Annotated in this window: 21 protein-coding genes; 2 read left to right on the plus strand and 19 right to left on the minus strand. The window is 38.0% G+C overall.

The window, feature by feature from the left end; translation table 11 throughout:
• Positions 1-436: 436 nt before the first annotated feature.
• Positions 437-835: a polymer-forming cytoskeletal protein gene (locus tag ACESQI_RS10915; protein WP_002559150.1), complete on the plus strand. Its 399-nt coding sequence runs from the start codon at positions 437-439 to the stop codon at positions 833-835.
• 273 nt (positions 836-1,108) lie between these two features.
• Here the strand turns inward: ACESQI_RS10915 and ACESQI_RS10920 are convergent, their stop codons facing one another.
• The 4 genes from ACESQI_RS10920 to ACESQI_RS10935 all read right to left on the minus strand — a co-directional run bounded on the left by ACESQI_RS10920 (position 1,109) and on the right by ACESQI_RS10935 (position 2,359).
• Positions 1,109-1,315 carry a hypothetical protein gene (locus ACESQI_RS10920; RefSeq protein WP_122200965.1) on the minus strand — a complete coding sequence of 69 codons (207 nt, stop codon included), beginning with the start codon at positions 1,313-1,315 and terminating at the stop codon, positions 1,109-1,111.
• 54 nt (positions 1,316-1,369) lie between these two features.
• On the minus strand, positions 1,370-1,660 hold the full coding sequence (locus ACESQI_RS10925; protein WP_007483859.1) for a hypothetical protein: 291 nt from the start codon (positions 1,658-1,660) through the stop codon (positions 1,370-1,372).
• Between the two features lie 114 nt (positions 1,661-1,774).
• Entirely contained in the window at positions 1,775-2,071 is a 297-nt protein-coding gene (locus tag ACESQI_RS10930; protein WP_007483858.1) for a YtxH domain-containing protein, read from the minus strand.
• A gap of 30 nt (positions 2,072-2,101) precedes the next feature.
• Positions 2,102-2,359, minus strand: a complete 258-nt coding sequence (locus ACESQI_RS10935) for a GlsB/YeaQ/YmgE family stress response membrane protein (protein ID WP_007483857.1) — start codon at positions 2,357-2,359, stop codon at positions 2,102-2,104.
• Between the two features lie 593 nt (positions 2,360-2,952).
• Between ACESQI_RS10935 and ACESQI_RS10940 the strand changes: the two genes are divergently transcribed.
• The gene (locus ACESQI_RS10940; RefSeq protein WP_007483856.1) at positions 2,953-3,468 is read left to right on the plus strand and encodes an outer membrane protein; all 516 of its coding nucleotides are present in this window, start codon (positions 2,953-2,955) and stop codon (positions 3,466-3,468) included.
• A gap of 108 nt (positions 3,469-3,576) precedes the next feature.
• Here ACESQI_RS10940 and ACESQI_RS10945 read toward each other — a convergent pair whose 3' ends face one another.
• The 15 genes from ACESQI_RS10945 to kdpA form a co-directional block, all read right to left on the minus strand.
• Complete coding sequence (locus ACESQI_RS10945) at positions 3,577-4,506, minus strand: hypothetical protein (RefSeq protein ID WP_373126061.1); 930 nt, start codon at positions 4,504-4,506, stop codon at positions 3,577-3,579.
• A gap of 173 nt (positions 4,507-4,679) precedes the next feature.
• Complete coding sequence (locus ACESQI_RS10950; RefSeq protein ID WP_278511459.1) at positions 4,680-5,624, minus strand: hypothetical protein; 945 nt, start codon at positions 5,622-5,624, stop codon at positions 4,680-4,682.
• A 293-nt stretch (positions 5,625-5,917) separates the two neighbouring features.
• Positions 5,918-7,903 carry a hypothetical protein gene (locus tag ACESQI_RS10955; RefSeq protein WP_373126062.1) on the minus strand — a complete coding sequence of 662 codons (1,986 nt, stop codon included), beginning with the start codon at positions 7,901-7,903 and terminating at the stop codon, positions 5,918-5,920.
• Positions 7,904-7,931: 28 nt separating this feature from the next.
• Positions 7,932-8,927 (minus strand): T9SS type A sorting domain-containing protein, encoded by a 996-nt coding sequence (locus tag ACESQI_RS10960; protein WP_157457808.1) that lies wholly within the window; start codon positions 8,925-8,927, stop codon positions 7,932-7,934.
• Entirely contained in the window at positions 8,924-10,633 is a 1,710-nt protein-coding gene (locus ACESQI_RS10965) for a T9SS type A sorting domain-containing protein (RefSeq protein ID WP_234130619.1), read from the minus strand. The genes ACESQI_RS10960 and ACESQI_RS10965 overlap by 4 nt, the downstream gene beginning before the upstream one ends.
• 54 nt (positions 10,634-10,687) lie before the next feature.
• Positions 10,688-11,086 (minus strand): DUF3244 domain-containing protein, encoded by a 399-nt coding sequence (locus tag ACESQI_RS10970; protein ID WP_195660476.1) that lies wholly within the window; start codon positions 11,084-11,086, stop codon positions 10,688-10,690.
• A gap of 140 nt (positions 11,087-11,226) precedes the next feature.
• A complete protein-coding gene (locus tag ACESQI_RS10975; RefSeq protein ID WP_234130618.1) occupies positions 11,227-12,918 on the minus strand; it encodes a tetratricopeptide repeat protein in 1,692 nt (563 codons plus the stop codon).
• 27 nt (positions 12,919-12,945) lie between these two features.
• The gene (locus ACESQI_RS10980) at positions 12,946-14,646 is read right to left on the minus strand and encodes a T9SS type A sorting domain-containing protein (RefSeq protein WP_251235252.1); all 1,701 of its coding nucleotides are present in this window, start codon (positions 14,644-14,646) and stop codon (positions 12,946-12,948) included.
• Between the two features lie 55 nt (positions 14,647-14,701).
• The gene (locus tag ACESQI_RS10985) at positions 14,702-15,304 is read right to left on the minus strand and encodes a T9SS type A sorting domain-containing protein (RefSeq protein ID WP_251235251.1); all 603 of its coding nucleotides are present in this window, start codon (positions 15,302-15,304) and stop codon (positions 14,702-14,704) included.
• Between the two features lie 291 nt (positions 15,305-15,595).
• Positions 15,596-17,035, minus strand: a complete 1,440-nt coding sequence (locus ACESQI_RS10990) for an ATP-binding protein (protein ID WP_373126064.1) — start codon at positions 17,033-17,035, stop codon at positions 15,596-15,598.
• Between the two features lie 184 nt (positions 17,036-17,219).
• Positions 17,220-18,347: a sensor protein KdpD gene (locus tag ACESQI_RS10995; protein WP_373126065.1), complete on the minus strand. Its 1,128-nt coding sequence runs from the start codon at positions 18,345-18,347 to the stop codon at positions 17,220-17,222.
• Between the two features lie 203 nt (positions 18,348-18,550).
• Entirely contained in the window at positions 18,551-19,309 is a 759-nt protein-coding gene (locus ACESQI_RS11000) for a hypothetical protein (protein ID WP_373126066.1), read from the minus strand.
• Positions 19,310-19,321: 12 nt separating this feature from the next.
• Positions 19,322-19,891, minus strand: a complete 570-nt coding sequence (locus tag ACESQI_RS11005) for a K(+)-transporting ATPase subunit C (protein WP_291582280.1) — start codon at positions 19,889-19,891, stop codon at positions 19,322-19,324.
• An 11-nt stretch (positions 19,892-19,902) separates the two neighbouring features.
• Entirely contained in the window at positions 19,903-21,951 is a 2,049-nt protein-coding gene (gene kdpB, locus ACESQI_RS11010) for a potassium-transporting ATPase subunit KdpB (RefSeq protein ID WP_373126067.1), read from the minus strand.
• A 9-nt stretch (positions 21,952-21,960) separates the two neighbouring features.
• On the minus strand, positions 21,961-23,667 hold the full coding sequence (gene kdpA, locus ACESQI_RS11015; protein WP_373126068.1) for a potassium-transporting ATPase subunit KdpA: 1,707 nt from the start codon (positions 23,665-23,667) through the stop codon (positions 21,961-21,963).
• Positions 23,668-23,673 lie beyond the last annotated feature (6 nt).

The following is a 23,673-nucleotide window of genomic DNA, read 5'->3' on the forward strand; positions in this document are numbered from 1 at the left end:
ATTATAGGAAATTCAAAAATAACCATTATCTTTGCGCCTCAAACAAGAGAATCCTTCTTTTTTTCTCCCTGCCCCACTCTTAATCCACAAAGTTATGAACAATGTTATCAACAGGTGGATGCCAAAGTTATCAACAAGTTAATACCCTTATTATCAAACGAATGTAATCTTCACACATCATTTATCATAATTACATATTCACAGACCTACAAACAGATTCATACCACTGCCCTTTCAAATACCTGGTAATTTTAAAAGAGCTAAAAATCTTTTCCAATTGAGATATTATCAATCAAAACACAAAAACTCTTCAATATATCCCTACACATTCCAAATAAAAATAATATTAATATTTATTATTTTACTATTTTTGCAATATCATTCGATATTTAAGCAAATAAACAATATATAGCATAAACATTAATATAAAATCGTCATGTTTGGAAAAAAGAAAGATGAAAGAAATTCCCAAATACAGTCTGAGCCCCTGAAACTGACAACTATAGCTATGGGGACAGTTATAAAAGGAACAGTTGATGTAGAGGGAAGTTTAAGAGTAGATGGTACTATAGAAGGAAATGTTTCCTGTCATAAAACCATGATATTGGGTCCACAAGGAACAATCATAGGAAATGTAACCTCTGTTTCTGCAATATTACATGGTATCCTGAAAGGAGATATACATACGGAAGAGGAATTAGTGCTGAAGTCAGGATGTTCAATGAAAGGAGATATTTACACTTGCAAGTTAGAAATAGAACCGAAAGCACTCTTTAACGGTGCTTGTAAAACAATGGAAGAAAATATACAGCCACAAGGACAATCACCTGAATAATCCCAGATCAATCTGACTTTATAATCATAAGATCCCGGAAGCGTCCTCAAAGCTAACCATTTTTGAAAGCAAATATAACGGAAGAAGTGCGTATCACTCGAATGACAACATAGATATATTTCTTATTATATAAGTTAAAATACTAAATCAGTTCAATGCAACATTTCCATATTTGTATGATTACATTATAAATATCCCAAAACAAAAAATGAGTCAGAAATCTTCATCAGTTTTGGGATATTTCTGTCAGGTAAAATCCGGATTCCGAGATTATCAATACTTTTCTACTTCGGTACCCAGCCACCGTGGCATTCGAGATTTACCATAAAAATAATAGAATAGTAATCCTATCCAACTAGTAAGCACAATCAAGACTATAGCAATTAATCTTTTTTCTGCCGCAGCATGAATACGCCATATTTCCAATGCGGCCTTAATTGTCAGCACCAGACCTACAACCCATATAACAAATCCAATCATAACTTATTAATATATAACATATTACTATTCACAGAATGATATCCAAATGAAAAATCAATCAAGTTTTTTACTTGCTTCCTTTTTTACTTCGTTATATCCTTCCTTTATTTCTTTCTTAGCTTTTTCCGCACCCTTTTTAACATCCTGCTTTGTATCTTTCCAAGCATCTTTTACGGCATCAGCACCGTCTTCAACTTTGTCAGATACTTTATCTGCTGCATCATTAACATTTTCTTTCACTTTTTCAACCTGTTGTTGCATTTTATCCTGTTCTTTTTTGTTACGACAGGATGTGAGAGATAATACAGCTGTAAATACCAGAACAGCAACTAATATCTTTTTCATATATTTCCTATTTTAATTAACATAAATAAGGTTTCAATTTGAGCAAAGACCCCTATCTATAACCATTTGTAAAAATAATCCCGTATATCCTTGGCTGACACACCAGACTTCGACTTATTTTTTTGCCTCGGCAGCTTTGGTGTGCATTTTATTTTTGAGTTCATCCGCCTTTTCAGCAAGATCCAATGTCTTATCGGCAACTTTATCAGCAACAGCAACTCCGGTATCCAAAACCTTTTCTTTTCCAAGATCCAATATGTCTTCTGCCTGTCCACCTATTTTTTGAAAGGTATCACATACTTTTCTCTTCAACCTTTTTGCTTTTGAAGTGCGTGAAAAACGATAAACAATCGCACCAATGACCGATCCTATTCCCAGACCAATCCAAAAATTAGAATTCTTATTTTCCATAATTAAGTTGGTTTTAAATGGTTAAAAAAATTAAAGTCCAGTTTTTTTCCTACCAGTAAATAAAGAAACTATCCATAGCAACACAACCGCCCCCACAACGGAAGTAATTAAGCTCCCCAACAGGCCAGTCGTAGCGATTCCTAATAGACCGAATACCCAGCCTCCCAGTACACCACCAATGACACCCACTAACAAATTGATGAAGAGTCCGAAACCGCCACCCCTCATGAGTTTACCGGCAATAAATCCGGCAACAATCCCAATAATAATGTACCAAAGAAAATACATAAATTAGCTTTTTAAAATTAAACACTCATTTTTAGCATTTACATGTAAACAATTCATATTTTTTCAAATTTCTTAATCACATAGGGAAACTACAGGCACAAATATCTCTTTACAGAATCTATTGTATGCAAGAATTTTCAATTACATATAATTTCCTTTCGTTCCCCTATCAGCCTACTCGTGCTAATCATTAATTTGATCCATAAATCACGACTTATACTTTTCATGGTTGTAGATTTTAATAATACAATTAAAAGTTTAGTCTTTGCAGACCAATACAGACTCAATTTGTTGCAGTTGTTCAACACACTATACCATTCCTATTTTATACAAGCATGTAATTCACAATGTAACTTTTGTTCCTGTGATATGAAAAAAACACAGTATAAAAAAAAATAGTTCGAGGTATAAAAACATAATTAACATCATTTTTTACTTTATAAAAAATTGAAGAAAAACATTAATATATTAACTTTATCCAATTTGTTTATGTAACAATATATAGCAAACAAATGTAACAAAACTGTTGTTTTTTTTATTAAAAGGGATTATTCTCTTTTTAGAAAACATTTTATTAACTAAATGCCTTAATTATGAAAAAATTATTTTTGTCGGCCATGATTGCATTGGCATCAATGGGTATGAATGCTCAAACTGTTAAAGGTGAAGGTTCTCTATTAGGGAATATTGGTTATCAGACCAACTATGAGAGATTCGGTTTAGGTGTACAAGGGCGTTATGCGATAGCCAATAAACTTCGGATTGCACCAGATGTAACCTTTTTCTTTCCTAAGGATAAAGTCACCGGATTGGATGTAAACGTAAATTTCCATTATGTATTTAACTTTAAAGAAGATGGCCAGGGATTTTCCGTTTATCCCCTCGCCGGTATCGGTATGCAAAACAACTTTTATGGAAAAAACAGTGTTGAAATAGAAGGGAAAGAGATTGAAATAGATCGAAGCAACTCTACTAAATTTGCTTTCAATCTGGGAGGAGGAATCACTCTTCCACTTTCCGAACACAGTTATTTGAATGCCGAAGCCAAATTTATGTTTGCCAAAGATGATAACGTAGTCATCATGCTGGGTTATGGATATAAATTCTAAATGCGTAATCATATAGTCAAAAATGTAACGGGAATTATCCTAAATCCTGGATAATTCCCGTTTGATATATAGACCACTCTACCATCGAGACTTACAAACAGATTCACCTCACTGCCCTTTCAGATACTTGATAGTCTTAAAAGGAATACCATCTTTATTGCATAGCCGAAGTATATAAATCTCTTGATTAAGTTCTTTCAAATTATCCCAATCGGTTATCTGCATCATATATTTTCCTTCTTTCGTATATATTTTTATAACAGAAGCATTTACAAAATCGCTATGTATTGTCTGTACCCCTGTTATATCACTCTCCAAGGTTATAATAACCTCATCTTCGCCATACTCATTGTAAACATGAAGCCAAACCCATGCACAATCAAATGTATTAATACCACTTCGGCGCACATGGGCAACAAAGGGTTCTTCAATCGTTTGTATTTCCAAAAAAGGTGAATATTCCTCTCTAACTCCAACTTCCAAAAAATCAGAACCTACATAGCGAACCGTAAAATCAATGCTGTATGCAGTATTCGTTTCATTTACCGTTTTTATGATTTCACTATAAGATATAATGTGAGGTTTCAAATCCAACATTATATTATATGAGACTATCGCCTCTTCCCCATCAATTATGTCACGAAATACGATCCGCCCACTAATGCAATGATCTGCATCTATATCATAGAGATCTTTACTCCCAACTATAGGGATCGTAAATATATCATTTGGGGATGTAGCAATAATGAACTCTCCACCACCTTTCAAAGGCAAAGTATAAGTCCACTGCGGCTCACTAATAGGATGAACCGTGTTATTTTCAATACTAAAGTTATAACTTTCATAAGCAGAAGCAAATCCATCCTCTTCAATTCTTTCACATACAATCTTCAAGCCCGATTGTTCTTGAACCTCTCTTCCAACAGGCGATATCTCTGAAAACCGGCTATTAATCGGCAAAGATTCCGTATCGTTCTTTTGCGCAAAGAGAGTACAACTAAGACTAATTAACAGCAGCATGATAATTCGTGCTTTCATACACTTTCCTTTTTAAATTTAGTTGTTTGAATTTTAGAATTATATCATAATAAATTAAACACCAGCAAGTTTATCAGACATTCCCCCAACCTTATGATTACAAAGACATTAAGCTATGATTAGATATCCGACTACCCAACTGATATAAACACAAACTTACAAACAAATTCACATCACTGCCCTTTCAGATACTTGATAGTCTTAAAAGGAATACCATCTTTATTGCATAGCTGAAGTATATAAATCTCTTGATTAAGTTCTTTCAAATCATCCCAATCTGTAATCTGCATAATATATTTTCCTTCTTTCGTATATATTTTTATAACAGAAGCATTTACAAAATCGCTATGTATTGTTTGTACCCCTGTTATATCAGAATCACCTATCAAGTTCTTCAACGTTATGGTAATCTCATCTTCGCCATACTTATTGTAAACATGAAGCCAAACCCATGCATAATTAAAAGCATTAATACTACTTCGATGCACATGGGCAACAAGGGGTTCTTCAATCGTTTGCATTATCAAAGAAGGCGAATATTCCTCTCTAACTCCAACTCTCAAAAAATCAGAACCTACATAGCGAACCGTAAAATCAATACTGTATGCAGTATTCGTTTCATTTACCGTTTTTATGATTTCACTATAAGATATAATGCGAGGTTTCAAATCCAACATTATATTATATGAGACTATCGACTCTTCCCCATCAATTATGCCACGAAATACGATCCGCCCACTAATGCAATGATCTGCATCTATATCGTATTCATCTTTATTCTCAACTACGGGGATCGTAAATATATCATTTGGGGATGTAGCAATGATGGACTCTCCACCACCTTTCAGAAGCAAAGTATAAGTCCACTGCGGCTCACTAATAGAATGAACCGTGTTATTCTCAATGCTAAAGCTATAACTTTCATAAGCAGAAGCGAATCCATCCTCTTCAATTCTTTCACATACAATCTCCAAGCCCGATTGTTCTTGAATCTCTCTTCCAATAGGCGACATCTCTGAAAGCTGGCTATTAATCGGCAAAGATTCTGTATCGTTCTTTTGCGCAAAGAGAGTACAACTAAGACTAATTAACAGCAGCATGATAATTCGTGCTTTCATACACTATTTCCTCTTTTAAAAATTTAGTACTGGAAAAAAACGGTCGATCCCCCACATCCATTCACTTTTTGTCATCATCTTCCATGTATCACAAATATAATTGTTTTTTCTCATTCTTTCACCTTTTTAGCTCAAAACGTATAGCTGTATGTACTATTCTTTCTAAAATGACATCTGCAAACATTTAATACATTGATTGAAAACATTTATAATTAAAGAGTCACTGAAAAGAATATTCTTCTCCCAATGACTCTCCGTTCATATAAATCCTCCCTCAAGAACTTTATAAGAACTTATTTTATGAATTTCATATTATAGGATTTACCATCTTCGTCTGCAACCTGTAAGCCGTAAACGCCTTTACCTAATGAGTTAATATCAATATTATTATCAAGAACTTTACCTTCTTGTACTACCATCGAGGAATTCAAGTCCAAGACTTTATAATCTGTTATCAACTTATTGATATTTCTCTTACGGCTATTTCTCAATTCTAAAGATATAACATTTTTATCTACGCGTGAGCTTAAAGTATACGTTGCCGGCACTAATGGGGACACAAGCAATTGTTCACTAATAGTTTCTCCATTCTTGTTCATCGCACGCAATCTAAAAGTTGTACTATACTCTTTATCAACCGATGCAATGAAATAACCAGCTCTTATATCCTCAACATAGAAAGTAAATGGCACTGGAGATCCTTCTTCCAACTGTTCTACCATGATACTTTCAGTTCCTTCCACATTCTGAAATGCAATTTTCACATCAGCATAATAATCATCATCCGAAGCTCTAGTTTGTGGCATTACTTTAGAGAATGCCAGTTGGGGCTTCTGAGGAAGATAGTCCAGAAGGAAATAACGAGCAAACGTGTATATGCCGGGAGGTATGGGAAGAGATTGGTCATAATAATAGTCTTCGTCCAGATGAGCTAATTTACAACGCAAATATCCATCACTTGACCGAATATAATCTAATGCTTTTACGGGATCTATTTCGGAAGTAGAAAACTTTATTTCAGGAAGCATCACATTTGCTGTTTTCACGATGTCCCATGTTCCATCTTTACGCAAGATAGAAATACTCCATCCCAACAATGTATGTTGGGAACTCATATTTAATTCAGGATAGGTCATAAATTGGCGTACATAGTCATAGACTTCGTCACTAGATGATCGCTTCATCTCATTTAGATAGTTATAGGAAACTATTGAATTTACACTTCTATTTTTCAAACTTTTATCAAAAGACAACTCTTTTCCGTATGCTTTTACTTTATCCGTAGAAGTAGAGGTTGCGTTGCCCTGTCCACCACCTCCACCTCCGACAGCAATATCTGTATACCAATCCATAGCTCTCAAAAAAGGTTTGAACCATTTACCAATATTACGTATAGAAGTTCCTCGTGGTAAATCCGGCTGCATCAATCTTGTTTCAGTATTTGCTTCATCAGCTTTGAAAAAAGACAAAGACCTTCCATTCTCAAACATAGAGGGAGAATACAAGCCATATGAATCTCCATAAGAAAACTCGATGATTGCATTACCTGATGTGGCTCGATTATAGGCACCTACCAGATCATATTCTTGTGAAAATATATCAAAATCAGGCGACAAAACCAACTCGTCATAACGAACAAAAGATCCTTTTTCCAATTGAATAACCTTATTTATATTATCACCACGAGGTGTGAAGCAAAATCCAAAAGTCTTACAAAGTTCACGTAACACAACCGTTACAAAGTCATACTTATCTTCTACTACAGAATCCAGTGAATAGGAAAAAATATCATTATCACTAAAAGTGATTACTCCATCAGGGTTGTTAAAATAACTACGTGCAACATTCATTCCCGTAAGCCCATTATCTCTAAATCTATACTTCGTTGTAGGTCTCACAACTCGTTCAATATAAGGATAACCACCTGGAGCCATATTGCAAGAATCAAAACAAAGAGCTGTGTTAGCTATCACATTGTTCCCTCGTAATCTTCCAAATCGAGCATTCACTTTAAGTGGTAATGCCGTAGGCATTTGTTCCTCTAAAAGCCGACAAGCATATTCAAAAGCACTTTTTCTTTCTAAGTTTTGCTCCCATTCTTCACCTTCATACAGAACTTGAATAACCGTCCCACCCACAACTTCACGTACCATAGGCTTAGGTAAAGTTTCTCTACGGAAAAAATCAGCACCAAAACTTATAGTTTCAAATCCATCTTCTTGCGCATAAGAGAAAGTAGCCAATCCAAGCACAAATAATAATAGTAGTAATTTCTTCATAACTCGTGTTTTTATAAATTATACATCATTAATTCTTTATCATTTTGAATGTAAGTTTCTTTTCCGAAGATTGATCTTTGTATGAAACAAAATAGATACCTTCTACCAAGTTTGAAACATCAATATTATTCATCGGCATCCCTACATACTTCACCAGCCTTCCTTTAGAATCATATATAGACACAGGAAAAATAGCATCCATACCATCGTACACATATAATACATCCCTTACAGGATTTGGATAAAATGGAATACTTTCTACTTTAACAGCCGGTATAGATGTAGCTACTTTGGAATTCCACAAAGTATCTTTCCCTGTTACTACTCCACTAAAATTGACAGCAGAAAATACAAAATAACGATCACCATCATAAAATTCTAAAAGTCCAATCCCTTTTTCAGCATCTATAACAGGCTCAAAATAAGTTATTAACGTCACATAAGTATATTTATCTTTTTCTATACTAGCAATATCTTCTGCTCTACATGAATTAACCTGTAAAGTCATACATCCATCGTCATAAATATTCCATTGCTCATCATAGTTACTCCATGTAACATCCAATACTTTTACTTTGGGGATAGAAGGAAGCAGATTTATATAAAACTCCTTATCAAGTTGTATTTTTCGTCCTTGATACTCTCCCTCAAAAGTAACTTTTCCTTTGAAGTAAGTGGAGCTATCATTCTGGACTGTATATCTTCTATACTCGGGTTTGGAATTTTCATACGGTGACGAATCTATCATAATTCCATAATCTATAGAAGTAGCATTCTTCACAGTCACGTAATTTCCTTGCTTTGCTTCAACACCAAAATTCCATTTACAAACATCAGGAATTACACGCCTTCCTGTCTTATCCACCACATGAAAAGCACAACTGTCATTAAGCAATAAAGCACCATATTTATCCAAAGAGCTAACACTCGGTTTTATCACAGTTCCCGAAAGGATATACTCAGCCTGTGCATAAATATCGCAAGAATAAGTAAAAACTAATATAAGAGCAAGCAGCATTCTCATTTACATATTTTTTTTGTTATTTTTTCCCCGTTTACATACGTTATCATTATGATATACATTCCTTTCGGCAAACGTTCGACATCTTCATAATTTCGCGTTTGAAGAATAATTCTCCCTTGTATATCTCTTACTTCCACCTGCACAATATTTGGATCTGCCACTTTCTCTTTTATTTGAGTAGAATCATCTAACGAATTCAGCTGACTTGGAATTTCAACAGTATAATACGCTTTTCCTACTTCATTATTTAATACCAAATCAACCCAAACTCTTCCATCTACATGGATGTGTTCGTAGTGAAGATGAACAATATATGGTATTTCAAAAGTATGAGTATTCATAAAAACTCCAAACTCTTCAGACTGTTCTGTGTAAAGATAATCAGCCCCACTATAAATCACCGTTAAATCAAGACTATAAAATGATGATCCAGGAACCCGAGTTATAGCGTCTACTTTCACCGATATAAAAGTCGGTTTGGTAGCAAGATATATATAAAATACCTTAGACATTTTCGTCCCATTAACAGTAGCATTCAAGCTTATTTTACCCTTAATGTCACCATTAATATTTTTATAATATTTAGTCAAATCATCTACCTTATCTATACTAAACTCCGAAGAATTTCCTACTTTAATAGAATCAAACACCATCTCGTTATTCAGTAATTCATACTTCCACGAATAATCCGTAATATTCCCGGAAGTTGTTTCTGCATGAAAACTATAACCTTGAAAAGCGGAAGCCATCCCGGTAGCATTAATATCTTTTGCCATTATCTTCAAGCTGTTTTCAGGTTCTTTCCAACCAATTTCCTTAAGAACTTCCAATGTCTTTTCATCGATTTGTTGATTCTTATCTCCGATTCTTATATTATATGACATCAAATCACCTTTCGTATCAAAATAGCTCAAATAGTTATAGCCGTGGAATTCAGATGGAGCATATAGTTTAAAACTATCATTATTAGGAGTTTTATAATATACATTATCGCCCGATACATACGAAATAAGTTCCGGACTTGTGCGTCCGTTATTTGGCATCGTATTTAAACATATATTATTAGAGTTAACAATCAGATTATCAAAAGGAGAGAAATATCTCCTTGTAGAAAAAACAACCCCCTTTGCAGGGTTATTAACAACAGAGGATCCAAATCCCAGGGACATAGCAATAGCACGCAACATTGCTGTTGTAAGATTTTTCTTATTCGTAATTTCACCGCTAAAACTATAATCCCAATCTACATCTTCGTTCACTAAAATAATAGCATCTTCCGCCAATCGTTTATTATCAGTTAAAAAGTTTATAAAAAAACTTTGAGGATACGCCTCATTCTCTCCCGGTAATAAAGTATATCTTACCTGAGCTGCGAAATCAGCAGCTTCCATTCCCATTCTTTCTTTTTCAAACTTCAGAATTATCTTTTTAGGAATATACAGTTTTTCTTCCCAAAGTTGTGCAGCAGCTTTTATAGCATACTGCATTTCTTCACTCATACCACCTCCGAACTGTACTTCAATAACTCCTCCAAAATCACTACTCAAGCGTTCTGTACGTAATAAACAAGGTTTTATAGTCTGCGTACTTACAGGAGAAGTATCCAGACGTCCTTCAAATACCAAAATTGTGTCTTGTTGAGCTACTACTAAACCCATGCTTTGCATAATCAGTAGGCATATTAAAATCAAAAAATGTTTTTTCATTTCATCAAGTATTAGTGGAAACTACATTTTATTATAATCCCTAACAGGAGCTATTTATTTTACTTCAAACACTCCGTAAATATGTCCTCCATACGAATTTGTTAGTTCTAACAAATAGACTCCGAGAGAGTAATCCTCAACAGAAATGCTATATTTCTCGGGATTATTAACCAAAAGATCATTAGAGTATATAATCTGATTAACTTTGGAAATAGTTATCGAGACATCACCTGCAAATTCCTGAAACTCGAGAGAAATAATAGAATTTTCAAGAGATGCAGTTATAGGTATAAAAGGAATGGAACGATGAGTTTCCTCTTCATTACTATCACCTTTCCAGTGACCAGAAAAAAATATTTGTCCCCATGGCGAAATAAGGTCATCGCCATTCTCATGTGCAACAACTGTGCAACTAAGACAAACTAACAATAGTAGGACAATCCGTGCTTTCATTTTCTGTTGTTTTTATGTTTCTGTTACACAAAAGTAGAGCATTGGGTTCAATGAACAAAAAATAAGGCATGGACTAAAAATTAGCACATATATATCTACAAATCAACAAAATAGATATCAAACAACTTAAAATAAGTGGACTATTTGAGTTTATCACTCTGACATTTGTGCAAAAAATCTTCTACAGATTCATCTTTTGTTAACTTTAAACGCTCCTTTAAACGCATCTTAGCTTTAAATATCGTATGATTATCTTTACTATCAAAGAGAATCTTCAATTCTCTTGTAGTAAATCCTAAAAACAGAAATGTTAAAAGTTTAATATCATGCTTTGTTAGTTGACTACATTCTCTCTTCAACTTGATTAGAGAGTTGCTATAAAGACTATTCACTAAATCAAATATTTTATCCCACTCTTCAGGAGTTAGTTTTTCTACAAGTACCTCCCCATTCTTTAGCATCTTGATCAATGTACTGACATCAATTTTACTACGCAATTTCTCATTTTCTGTGATCAATACTTTCATTTTTCGGGACAATTCTTCTACCTTACACTGTACACTTGTTTCATTCTTCTGTTGTTTATACACTCCGATTTCACTCTGATAAGAGGCTATTTGCTTATTGTTTTTTTCAATAACCTTTCTGGTTTGTATAACTTCCAATTTTACACGCCCATATCTTGCATAGAAAAAATATACTATCCCAGAAAACAAAATCACAACAATCAGATAAAGAATATGTAAGCCCCTCTTCTCTAATTTGCCCTGCAACAATTCTGTTTCAAATTCTTCCTTTTGGTATTTAACCTGAAGCTGTACCAATGCTTCTCGCTTTCTATCATTTTCAGCTATATATAATAAAGAGTCCGATCGTCCTTTCAAAATGAGAGCTTGCTCATAATCATGATCAGCTTTAGCCAATTTTGCCAAGCATTCATAAGCTTCAGAACTGGTGAATAGATTATCACTATCCAAACAAAGTTTCAAGTACTTCTCTGCATCTTGTTTTCGCCCCATCATCTGATACAAACGTCCTAATGACATATAATGAAGCACAAACATATCTTTATCAGGCTCTTCATCGAGAATCCTCAGAAAAACCTTTTCAGCCTTTAAATATTGCTTTTCAAAACAATACATCTTTCCCAATATCTTGGAACCATTGATTTTTAACCGGACAGGATTATTCGTAAGTAATTGTAAACTTGTCATAACACACTGGTAGACACTATCCATCTCTTGCTTTAAGAAAAAAGAAGTTCCCATAGTCTGATAGGCGTAGGCTACACCCAATGTATCTTTCGCCTGATAATAATAAGAAATGGCTTGACGGCAACAGTGAATAGCTTCATCATAAAGTGATTGATCGCGATTAAAAATCGACATATTTGCAAACATCAGCCCCATTATCTTATACTCTTTCGTATCCTTCAAAACTCGCCGGGCTTTCCAATAGACTTTCATTGCCCGCGTAGTTTCCCGTTTTCCATGAAGTACACGCCCGTAATAATATAATGCTTTACCATATTTACTTTTATCCTTTTTCTTCTTGAAATAATCTATGGCAAAAGTGATAGAAGAGTCAGCAGACATATCCATATAATTCTTATCGCGTGCCTGAGTCAGTAACAACACATAATCTGCACGTTCCTGACCTGACAACTTACCGGGACAAGATATTTTCCTTAATAGATTTAATGCACTATCAGGGTATACCTCCATACACTGCTCCGCTTGCTGAAGAGTTACTATGACCTCTTCTGATGCAGAGGAACAAGCAACGAAAGCTGCAATAAGAAAAGAAAAAAAGAAAATGCGATTATATTTCATTCGTAAAAATGATTAAAAGTGAAGGTCTTACGGACAGATCTTCTTCGTTACTACTGTTCCATCTGAATAGGTAATCGTCACAATATACATTCCTCTCGATAGATGATTAACAGCCTCATAATTTTCTGTTTGAAGGAGAAGCCTTCCTTGTACATCCCTTACTTCAACTTGTGAAATGCTTGATTCTGCTGTGACTTCTATGATCGGATCGGGATTCAGCTGACTCGGTATTTCTACCATATAACACGCTTTTCCCACCTTGTTTTTTAATTCTATCTCAACCCAAGCCATTCCTATCATATAAACACCTTCAAAATGTAATTTAGTAAGATAAGGTTCATAGACATAAGCACTTTCTCCAAAACTACTATTTTCCTCTGTTTTAAAAGCATAAAGAAAATCAGTACCTGTATATATTAGCGCTATATCAAGATTATAAAATCTTTTTTGAGGAATTGGAGTTATAGCTACTTTCACCGATACAAAAGTAGGTTCAGTAGCAAAATACACATAGAATGTTTCAGACTTCTTTTTCCCATCGGCAGTAGTAGCAGTCAAACTGATCTTACCCTTAATATCTGCATTAATGTTCTTATTATACTTCGTTACATCATCTATCTCGTCTATACTGAAATCAGAAGAATCTCCTGTTTTGATAGTGACAAACTCCATTTCGTTATCCAACAGTTCATACTTCCATGAATAATTCGCTATACTCCCTGAAGTGGTTTCGGCATGAAAATTATAGCTTTGAGAAGAAGAAGCAATACCCGTATCATCAATGCCTTCTGCTATTATCCTTAAATTACTTTCAGGTTCCTCCCAGCCAATTGTTCTGAGAACTCCCAATACTATCTCATCTATTTGCTGAATTTTATCTCCTGTCCTGGTATTGTATGACATCAAGTCACCATCAAAATATAGATAATTCAAGTAATTATAACCTTGGAACCTGCGAGAAGTATACAGTCTGAAGCTTTCATTAGCAGACGTTTTACAATAAACACGCTCTTCCGACACAAATGAAGAAAGTTCATGGCTTGTAACTCCATTATTCGGCATTTCATTCAGACGGACATTATTGGAATCAACAATCAGATTATCAAAAGGAGAGAAACATCCCTCTATAGAAAAGATAATGCCATGTGATACATCATTTACAACCGATGAACCAAAGCCTAACGAGATGGCAATGGCACGTAACATGGCTGTTGTGAAATTCTTCTTATCCACAGCCTTTCCGTTAAAACTATACTCCCAATCCGTATCTCCATTAATCAGGATAATAGCATCCTCGTCATACACACGTTCATCATCAGTTAAGAAATTCTGATAATAACTATTGGGATATGTGGTTTTCGCATCGGGGAATGAAGTATATCTCACCTGAGCCTGAAAATCGGCAGCTTCTGCTCCCAACTCTTTTTTCTCAAACTTCAAAACTACATTTTCAGGAATATATAACTTTTCTTCCCAGAGTAGAGCGGCGGCCTTTATACAATGCTGCATTTCATCATCTATTCCGGCTCCACATATTACTTTAATCACTCCTCCAAAATCACTGCTCAAACGTTCTGTTCGAGGCAAACAAGGTTTCATTATTTGCGATCCCCATGGAGTAGTATTCATATGTCCTTCGAATACTAAAATTGTATCTTGCTGAGCCATAGTTAAACCTATGCTCTGTAGTGTCAACAAACCAACCAAAACTAACAAACATTTTTTCATAGCTTTAAATATTAGAAAAAACAAACAATATTCAGTACCAGAACAATAAATGTCCTCATCGACAAATCTTCCTCGTTACTACTTTCCCATCCGAATAGGTAATCGTCACGATATACATTCCTCTCGATAGACGATTAATATCCTCATAATTCTCTGTTTGAAGAACAAGCCTTCCTTGTATATCCCTTACTTCAACCTGTGAAATACTTGATTCCATTGTTACTTCTTCTATGGAATCAGGTTTCATCTGATTGGGAATTTCAACTGTATAAGACGTTGTTCCCACATTGTTCTTTAATTCTAAAACGACCCAGACTCTTCCACCCTTGTAAATATTTTCAAAGTGAAGATGAACGATGTACGGTTCTTGATAAGAACGCGATCTAATTACAATGCTGAACTCTTCATAGAGTTCTGCATAAAGAGATTCAGCACCACGAAATTCGGCTGTTAGGTCAAGATTATAAAAATTTGATCCGGGAATTGGAGTGATGGCATCTACAGTCACGGAGATAAAGACTGGTTTATCCGTCTCTTCCAAAGCAGTTGACCGAAATTCCTCTAATGTATTTAAATCACCTTTCATGTCACGAGACATCACAAAACTTGTGCCCTGTAGTGTCAACAAACAAACCAAAATCAATAAATATTTTTTCATAGCTTTAAATATTAGTAAACAAGGAAACTCTATCACAACGATAACAGAAGCAGTTTGCTTCACTCCCAGACATCAATCATAAGTATATCCTCCTAATATTCCTATGATACAGAATAGCATAACATGAAAGTTACAACATAAGGCAATCTATAATTATGCCTCACTTGTAACTAAGTAAGATATCAAACTTTACAAAAGTAATAAAAATTAAAAGGAACGAGTCTTTTATCTTTAAATAATATGTAACTTTTTAAGTCAGAACAAACAGAATAGTATAAGTTTCAAAGAGTATCATGCTCTCAACCGAATAACAAACCGGCTACCTTTGCCCAACTCACTCTCTACAGTCAACGTGCCGCCATGTGCTTCTACGAAATCCTTAGAGATGGAGAGTCCCAGTCCACTGCCTTGCACTTTAGTACCGGGTACACGGAAATAGCGGTCAAAAATGCTCTGATGATAACGAGGATCGATGCCTTTGCCAAAATCCTGTACATAGAGCTCTATCTGGTCACCTTCTTGCTGAGCACCAATAACCACACGTCCGTTCTCTCTTGAATAGCGGATGGCATTACTTAGCAGATTGGTAAGTACCCAGGCTATTTTTTCACTATCCACAAACAATTTGCCGATCTTCTCTTCCGGATATTCCACTTCAATCTGTATATTGAACTTATCGGCCTGAACCTGATTGGCCTTGATAGCATATTCAATCAGTTCAATGGGTTTCGTGATCTTTGGCATCATCTGGAGTTTTCCGGCTTCTACCTGTGTCATATTCAGCAGTTCACTGGTAATCTCCAACAGGCGCTGGCTACTGTCTTTAATGCTCTTAGACAGCTGTTCCTGCTCTTCATTCAACATACCCACACGCTTATCTTCCAGTAGTTGAAGGCTCATCATGATAGCAGAAATAGGAGTTTTCAACTCATGGGAAATGGTAGAGATAAATGTGGTTTTAGCTGAATCCAATTCTTTAAATTCGGTGATATTCTTCAGAAGGATAACATCTCCCAACTTATGAGGTTCGTCTTTATCGGCATTGGTATTGTTGATAGGGATATAGGCAGCCTTGAAATAACTCTCCTTGTTATCTGCATAAATTTTCAATGGTTCTTTCTTATCTCCGGGGCTAACGAGTTCGCGAATCAAGCGACGGAGAAGGTCATTTTTCAAAGAGAGCTCTTCGGCAGACCGACGGATCACGTTTTCTCTTTTCAAATTGAGTACATTCAGTGCCTCGTTGTTGATGAAAAGGATTTCACGCTCGGTATTCAATCCGATAATAGGCTCATTGATACTATTGACAATGGCTTCCAGAAACTTTTTGGCGGAAAGGATATCGGCAAGCGTACTGGCCCGATACTCGGTGAGACGTTCTGCCATACGATTAAAACTGTCAGCAACTTCCCTGAATTCTTCACTGCTTTTCATATCAAGGCGCTTTTCGTAGTTATGATTGGCTATTTCAAGAATACCTTGTTTAAGCTCCAGAATAGGCTTACTAATGGAGCGCGGTAACCAAAAAAGCAGAACCAGACCTGTGAGTACACAAATACCTCCTGTAACAGAAATCCATAATAAAGCCCGTTCGAGGGCAGGCATGGCAGCCGGGCTGTCCGGTTCCGTAGCAGTCAGTAGCTGCAGGTTGACAACAGATAGAGTTACCAATAAAATAATCATTCCGGCCAGTATCCCGATTCCGAAAAGTAATTTCGTTTTTATATTCATGATTTATAGAAGTTTTTAGTTTATGAGTTCTTTAGTTCGTGAGTTTGTAAGTTTGTAAGTTGGTAAGTTGGTGAGTTGGTAAGTTATTAGTGCTCTTCATAATAGCTACTATATATATGCAAAAAGAATCATAAACTCACAAACTAAAGAACTCACGAACTCACAAACTCAAGAACTTACAAACTCATTCCACTGCAAGTATAATCAAATCTACGTTTGCTTGTGCTAAATTTGCCAAAAACTTTTTATAGGCGAACACTGCACAAAAGGCATTCGAGACACGTAAGCGGGGACTTCCCATACAAATAGTTGTTATCTGCCTCTCACGACACGTCCGGACAATGCTTCCAAGCACATCCTTCGATTGTACCTGAACAACTTCTCCCCCCAACTCAGCTACCAATTTAAAATGATTTAATAAATGGCGCTGACTGGCAAGATCTATCCGGTCCATACTCTCACGGGGTGTCTGCACATAAAGGGCTACAAAGGTGGTATTGTAACGGGTGGCCAGACGGGCTGCTTTACGGATAATACGCCGGGGCATCTTTTCATGGCTGCTAATACAAGCCATAAACTTTTCATGCCGGACACCCATACTCATTACAACTTCGTTCTCTACTTTTTTTTCTACACGCAACGCTACCTCTTTCAGAGCGAGTTCGCGTAACTGAAGGATATTCTCCGTTTTAAAGAAGTTATTCAAAGCTACCTGAATTTTATCCGGACGATATATCTTTCCGGCTTTCAAACGGGTTATCAGTTCCTCGGCGGTAAGGTCTATATTCACCACTTCATCTGCCTCTTGTAACACACTATCGGGAACACGCTCTTTTATTTCGATGCCGCAAATGTCCTGCACTTCTTCGTTTACACTCTCGATATGCTGGATGTTGATGGCAGAGATTACATTAATACCCTCATCGAGCAGTGTCAGTACATCCTGCCAACGTTTCTCGTTCAAACTACCTTCAACATTGGTATGTGCCAACTCATCTACAATCACGATTTCCGGATGGACACGGATGATGGTTTCAAGGTCCATCTCTTCCAGTTCTTTCCCTTTATAGAAAATCTTCCGCCGCGGAATCAGCGGCAAGCCCTCTATGAGTGCCTCTGTCCCGGCACGCCCATGTGTTTCGATGTATCCTATCTGCACATCTACCCCGTTATCGAGTAAATCATGTGCTTCCTGAAGCATACGATAGCTCTTACCCACACCGGCAATCATCCCGATATAAACTTTAAATTTTCCCCGGCGTGACTTCTTTATCAGATCCAGGAAATGCTGCACACTCTCTTCTCTATCCATACTTCTATCTATTTTTCAATCCCATAAAGCTGTGCCAAAAGTCTAAAAAACTATCAAGCTGCAATTCAACAACGCGGATTAACGCAAATTATCGCAGATTTAATTTAATCTTTGCGTTAATCAGCGTTAATTTGCGTTTTAATAATAACGAGTTTTACTTTTTACACATCCTCAAGATATTAATTAGTTATACCAGAGTTTAGTTAGGGTTTCAAAGTAATGCCGAAAACCAAATGGGCATCTTCCATACGCGGATTCCAGATGGCTTGTGCAAAAACCGGCAGGGAAAACCGATCACTAAACCGGATGGCAGTTGTTCCTTTCAAAGCAATATTAGTCACTGCAAAACCATTGCAATTGTACTGAGGAGCAGTGTAGGGAACAATGCCACACGTCACATTCAGATCTACTGTCTTCACATTGAACGGATAGTTGAATTCCATATAAGAGGAATAATTCTGTTTCATTTCTCCCCGGGCATTCTCCTTTTTATCCTGTCCGGCAAACATCGTGTACCAGGCAATTGAAAGCGGAAACTTTTCAACCGGCAGCGTATAAGCCAATCCTGCTTCAAAGTGATGTGTTGTTTCATGGCTTTTGAATTTAAAATAATTACCCGTCCCTTGTCCGGGCCACCAAAGGTCTGCCACTGAAAGGATCAGTCCTGTACTTCCAAAAGTGTAGGCGGCGGTCAGGTCTATTTCTTTATTCGCTCTTCCTTCTGAGGCCTGACAACCATCGAAATCGGTTGATCCCCAGGCCGTCAATGAAAAGCCACCGATAATAAAGCCTAAGGTTGGCTGGATACTGGCTCCGGTCTGATAGATTCCACGCCATACATATGAACTGACTAAGTCGCCCTGTACGGTAAATTCCTGTGCCTGTGTGTTGGGGGTTGCCATTAGGCAACTAACTACAGCTACCAATGGGCCTAAAAATACTTTCTTACTAAAAACCTTCATATACTACAATGTTTATTTTGCTTTCTCCAAAGCAATGTTCAGTTTCAATACATTCACTTTCTCTGTTCCAAAAAGTCCTAATAAGGGCTTTTCTATCGTTTTGTCGACAATCTCTTTTACCTGTTCCTCATGCATTCCACGTGCCTGTGCCACTCTTTTCACCTGTACATAAGCACAGGCGGGAGTGATATCCGGATCGAGTCCCGATCCACTGGCGGTTACCATCTCGGCAGGAACCTCACTACGGTTCAGGTAGGGATGATGAACGAGGAAGGTATCAATACGGGCTTCCAGTTCTGCCAGATATTCGGGATTCGTAGGGCCTTTGTTACTGCCGGAAGAACTCGTAGCGTCATAGCCATCTCCGGCACAGGAAGGACGACCCCAGAAATAAATATCTTTTGTGAAATTCTGTCCCACATTGGCAGCACCTACTACCTTACCATTCAATGTTACCACTTCGGCATTTCCTTTATTCGGTCCTGCCACCTGTGCAAAAAGCCATAGAATAAGGACATAAAACACTGCAAAGAATACGCAGAACGCAAGCGTTATTTTAAATGATTTCAATAAAGTTTTCATCGTCATATTATTTAAAAGAATAAACTTACTACCAAATCGATCAACTTAATCCCGATGAAAGGTACAATTACCCCTCCAAATCCGTATATCAGCAGATTACGGCGAAGCAGTGCACTGGCACCTATCGGTTTGTACTGTACCCCCTTCAAAGCAAGTGGAATCAGGATCGGAATAATGATAGCATTGAAAATGACAGCCGACAGAATAGCACTCTCCGGACTATGCAAGCCCATGATATTGAGCGCTGCCAACTCGGGGATAGCCACCATAAACAAAGCAGGTACAATTGCAAAGTATTTGGCTACGTCGTTGGCTATCGAGAATGTGGTCAGTGTACCGCGTGTCATCAGTAGCTGTTTACCGATCTCCACAATCTCAATCAGCTTGGTAGGGTCATTGTCAAGGTCTACCATATTACCGGCTTCTTTGGCTGCCTGTGTGCCACTATTCATTGCTACGCCCACATTGGCTTGTGCCAGTGCAGGAGCGTCATTCGTTCCGTCGCCCATCATCGCCACCAGTTTGCCGGCTTCCTGTTCTCTCCGGATGTATTCCATTTTATCCTCCGGTTTGGCTTCGGCTATGAAATCGTCTACTCCCGCCTTTTCTGCAATATATTTGGCAGTCAACGGATTGTCTCCAGTCACCATAACGGTTTTCACTCCCATCTTACGCAGGCGTTCAAAACGCTCCTGAATGCCCGGTTTGATGATGTCCTGCAACTCTATCACCCCGGTAATCTGCTGATTGACGCATACCACCAGCGGTGTCCCCCCATTGCCGGAAATAGCTGCAATAGTCTCTTCCACTTCCTTCGGAAAGGTGTTCCCGGCCTTTTCTGCAATCCGGCGGATAGCGTCAAATGCCCCCTTGCGAATCTGGGTACCATCGGACAGATCAACGCCCGAACATTTCGTTTCGGCAGTAAACTTAATCATGCGCGCACCGGTTGTGTTCAGGTTCCGCATTCGCATCCCCGACTCACGTCCCAACTCTACAATCGATTTACCTTCGGGAGTTTCATCGGACAGAGAGGCCAGCAGGCAGGCTTCCACAAACGCACGTTCATCTACTCCCGGTGCCGTATGGAATTTGGTCGCTTTACGGTTACCAATGGTTATCGTACCTGTTTTATCCAATAACAGCGTATCAATGTCTCCGGCTGTCTCAACGGCTTTACCGGATTTAGTAATCACGTTGGCACGCAACGCACGGTCCATACCGGCAATGCCAATGGCGGAAAGTAATCCTCCGATAGTAGTCGGAATGAGGCAGACAAATAGTGAAAGAATGGCAGCAATAGAAATGGTTGTGCCCGGATGATCAATGTTAGTATAATCGGCAAAAGGAATCAGTGTGATACAAACAATCACAAATACCAGCGTAAAACCTGCCAGCAAGATAGTCAGGGCAATTTCATTCGGCGTTTTCTTTCGGCTGGCACCTTCTACGAGGGCAATCATCTTATCAAGAAAACTCTCACCCGGTTGCTGAGTCATCAATACTTTAATGTTATCCGAGAGTACCTTCGTTCCGCCCGTCACCGAGCTTTTGTCTCCTCCGGCTTCTCTGATAACGGGTGCTGATTCTCCCGTTATAGCACTCTCGTCGATGGAAGCTAATCCTTCAATGATCTCACCGTCGGCAGGAATCGTATCTCCGGCTTCACAAACAAAGACATCTCCTTTCTTTAGCTTTGAACTGCTCACGGTCTGAAGTTTCTCACCTGTCATCAATTTTGCAGGAGTCTCTTCACGCGTCTTACGCAAACTATCTGCCTGTGCTTTGCCCCGTGCTTCGGCAATGGCCTCGGCAAAATTGGCAAACAACAAAGTGGCAAACAGAATAACGAATACCAGCAGATTGTATCCGAATGAACCGTAATGATCTCTACTCAGGGAGAGGATGGTAACCACCAGCATAATAACCGTTACTATCTCCACTGTAAACATAATCGGATTCATCATCATCGTTCGTGGATTCAACTTCACGAATGATTGCTTTAAACTCTCTATGACTTGCTCCTTTTGAAATAAAGAAGCCGATTTATTCTTTTTCATACTCTTTACTTATAGACTAAAATGTTCAGCAATCGTACTCAAGGCGTGTACAGGGAAGAATGACAAAGCAGCGACGATAAAAATAACTGCAAACGTCATGACGCCGAAAGTTGCTGTATCTGTTTTCAACGTGCCGGCGCTCTCGGGGATAAACTTCTTCTGAGCCAGCAAACCCGCAATAGCTACTTGCCCGATGATAGGAATGAAACGACTGAGAATAAGTACAATACCGCAGGAATAGTTCCAGAAATAAGTATTATCACCCAAGCCTTCAAAACCGGAACCGTTGTTGGCAGCCGAAGAGGTAAACTCATAAAGCTGTTCGCTCAGTCCATGGAAGCTGGGATTATTGAGCCAGCCTCCTTCACTCGTTACGAAATCCGGATGATGTGTATACAAATAGCTGGACAGAGCTGTACCAACAAGAATCACGAACGGATGGAGCAGAGCCACAATGGTAGCTATTTTCATTTCACGGGCCTCTACCTTCTTTCCCAGAAATTCCGGTGTACGTCCCACCATTAATCCGCTGATAAATACAGCTATTATGATAAAGGTGTAATAGTTCATCCATCCCACACCAACACCACCAAACCAGGTGTTTATCTGCATGTTCAGCATCTCGACCAACCCACTAAGCGGCATAGTAGAATCGTGCATACTATTTACCGATCCGTTGGAAGTCACCGTAGTTGTCACACTCCACAGAGCACCGGAGGCTGAGCCGATACGTACTTCTTTTCCTTCCATGGCCCCACCGGACTGGGCAATTCCCATTTTGTCGATACGCGGATTACCACCCATTTCCTGGCTCACGTTGATAAAGACTCCTACCAGATAGGCTGCCAGCATAACTCCAAATATGCTATATGCCAGTTTCTTACGTTTAATGTAGAATCCAAAGGCAAAGACCATTGCCATAGGAATAATCAGGATAGACCAGCATTCTACCACATTGCTCAGGAAAGTAGGATTCTCCAGGGGATGTGAAGAGTTGACTCCAAAATACCCTCCACCATTCGTACCCAGCTGCTTGATCGGTACGATAGCTGCCGTAGGCCCTTGCGAAACCATTTGCTCCTGTCCTTCCAGTGTGGTTACTTTCATCTTACCGTCAAATCCCATCGGCGTACCCTGTAAGATAAGGATAAAGCCCACAATCAATGAAAGCGGCAACAGGATACGTGTACAACTCACTACCAGCAGTTGCCAGAAGTTACCAATTGTTTTCGTGGTTTTAGCAGCCATCGCCTTCATCATACCCGCCATAGCAGCCATACCGGTTGCAGCAGTTATAAACTGGAAGAGCATAATTACGAACAACTGCGTAAAGTAAGTCAGCCCGCTTTCGCCGCTATAGTGCTGCAAGTTGCAGTTGACCATAAAACTAATACAGGTATTGAATGCCTGATCGGGTGATTGCGGTCCGTTCCCATCAGGGTTTAAAGGAAGCCATCCCTGAGAAATCAAAAGCACCATTCCCCAGAAGAACCAGAATGCATTCAGAATCAATAATGATTTGAGGAATTGTTTCCAGTTCATCTCTTCCTGCGGACGGATGCCGCATACTTTATAAATTATTCTCTCAACAGGAGCCATGAAGTCCGACCAGCTCTTCTCTCCTTTATAAACCTTAGCGATGTACTTTCCTAACGGATAGGCAAGTACCACCATCAGGATCACCTGTAAAACTACACCTAAAATTTCTGTATTCATTGCTCC

The sequence above is a fragment of the Bacteroides sp. HPS0048 genome (genome assembly GCF_964240755.1).
In the GTDB taxonomy this organism is placed as follows: domain Bacteria; phylum Bacteroidota; class Bacteroidia; order Bacteroidales; family Bacteroidaceae; genus Bacteroides; species Bacteroides nordii.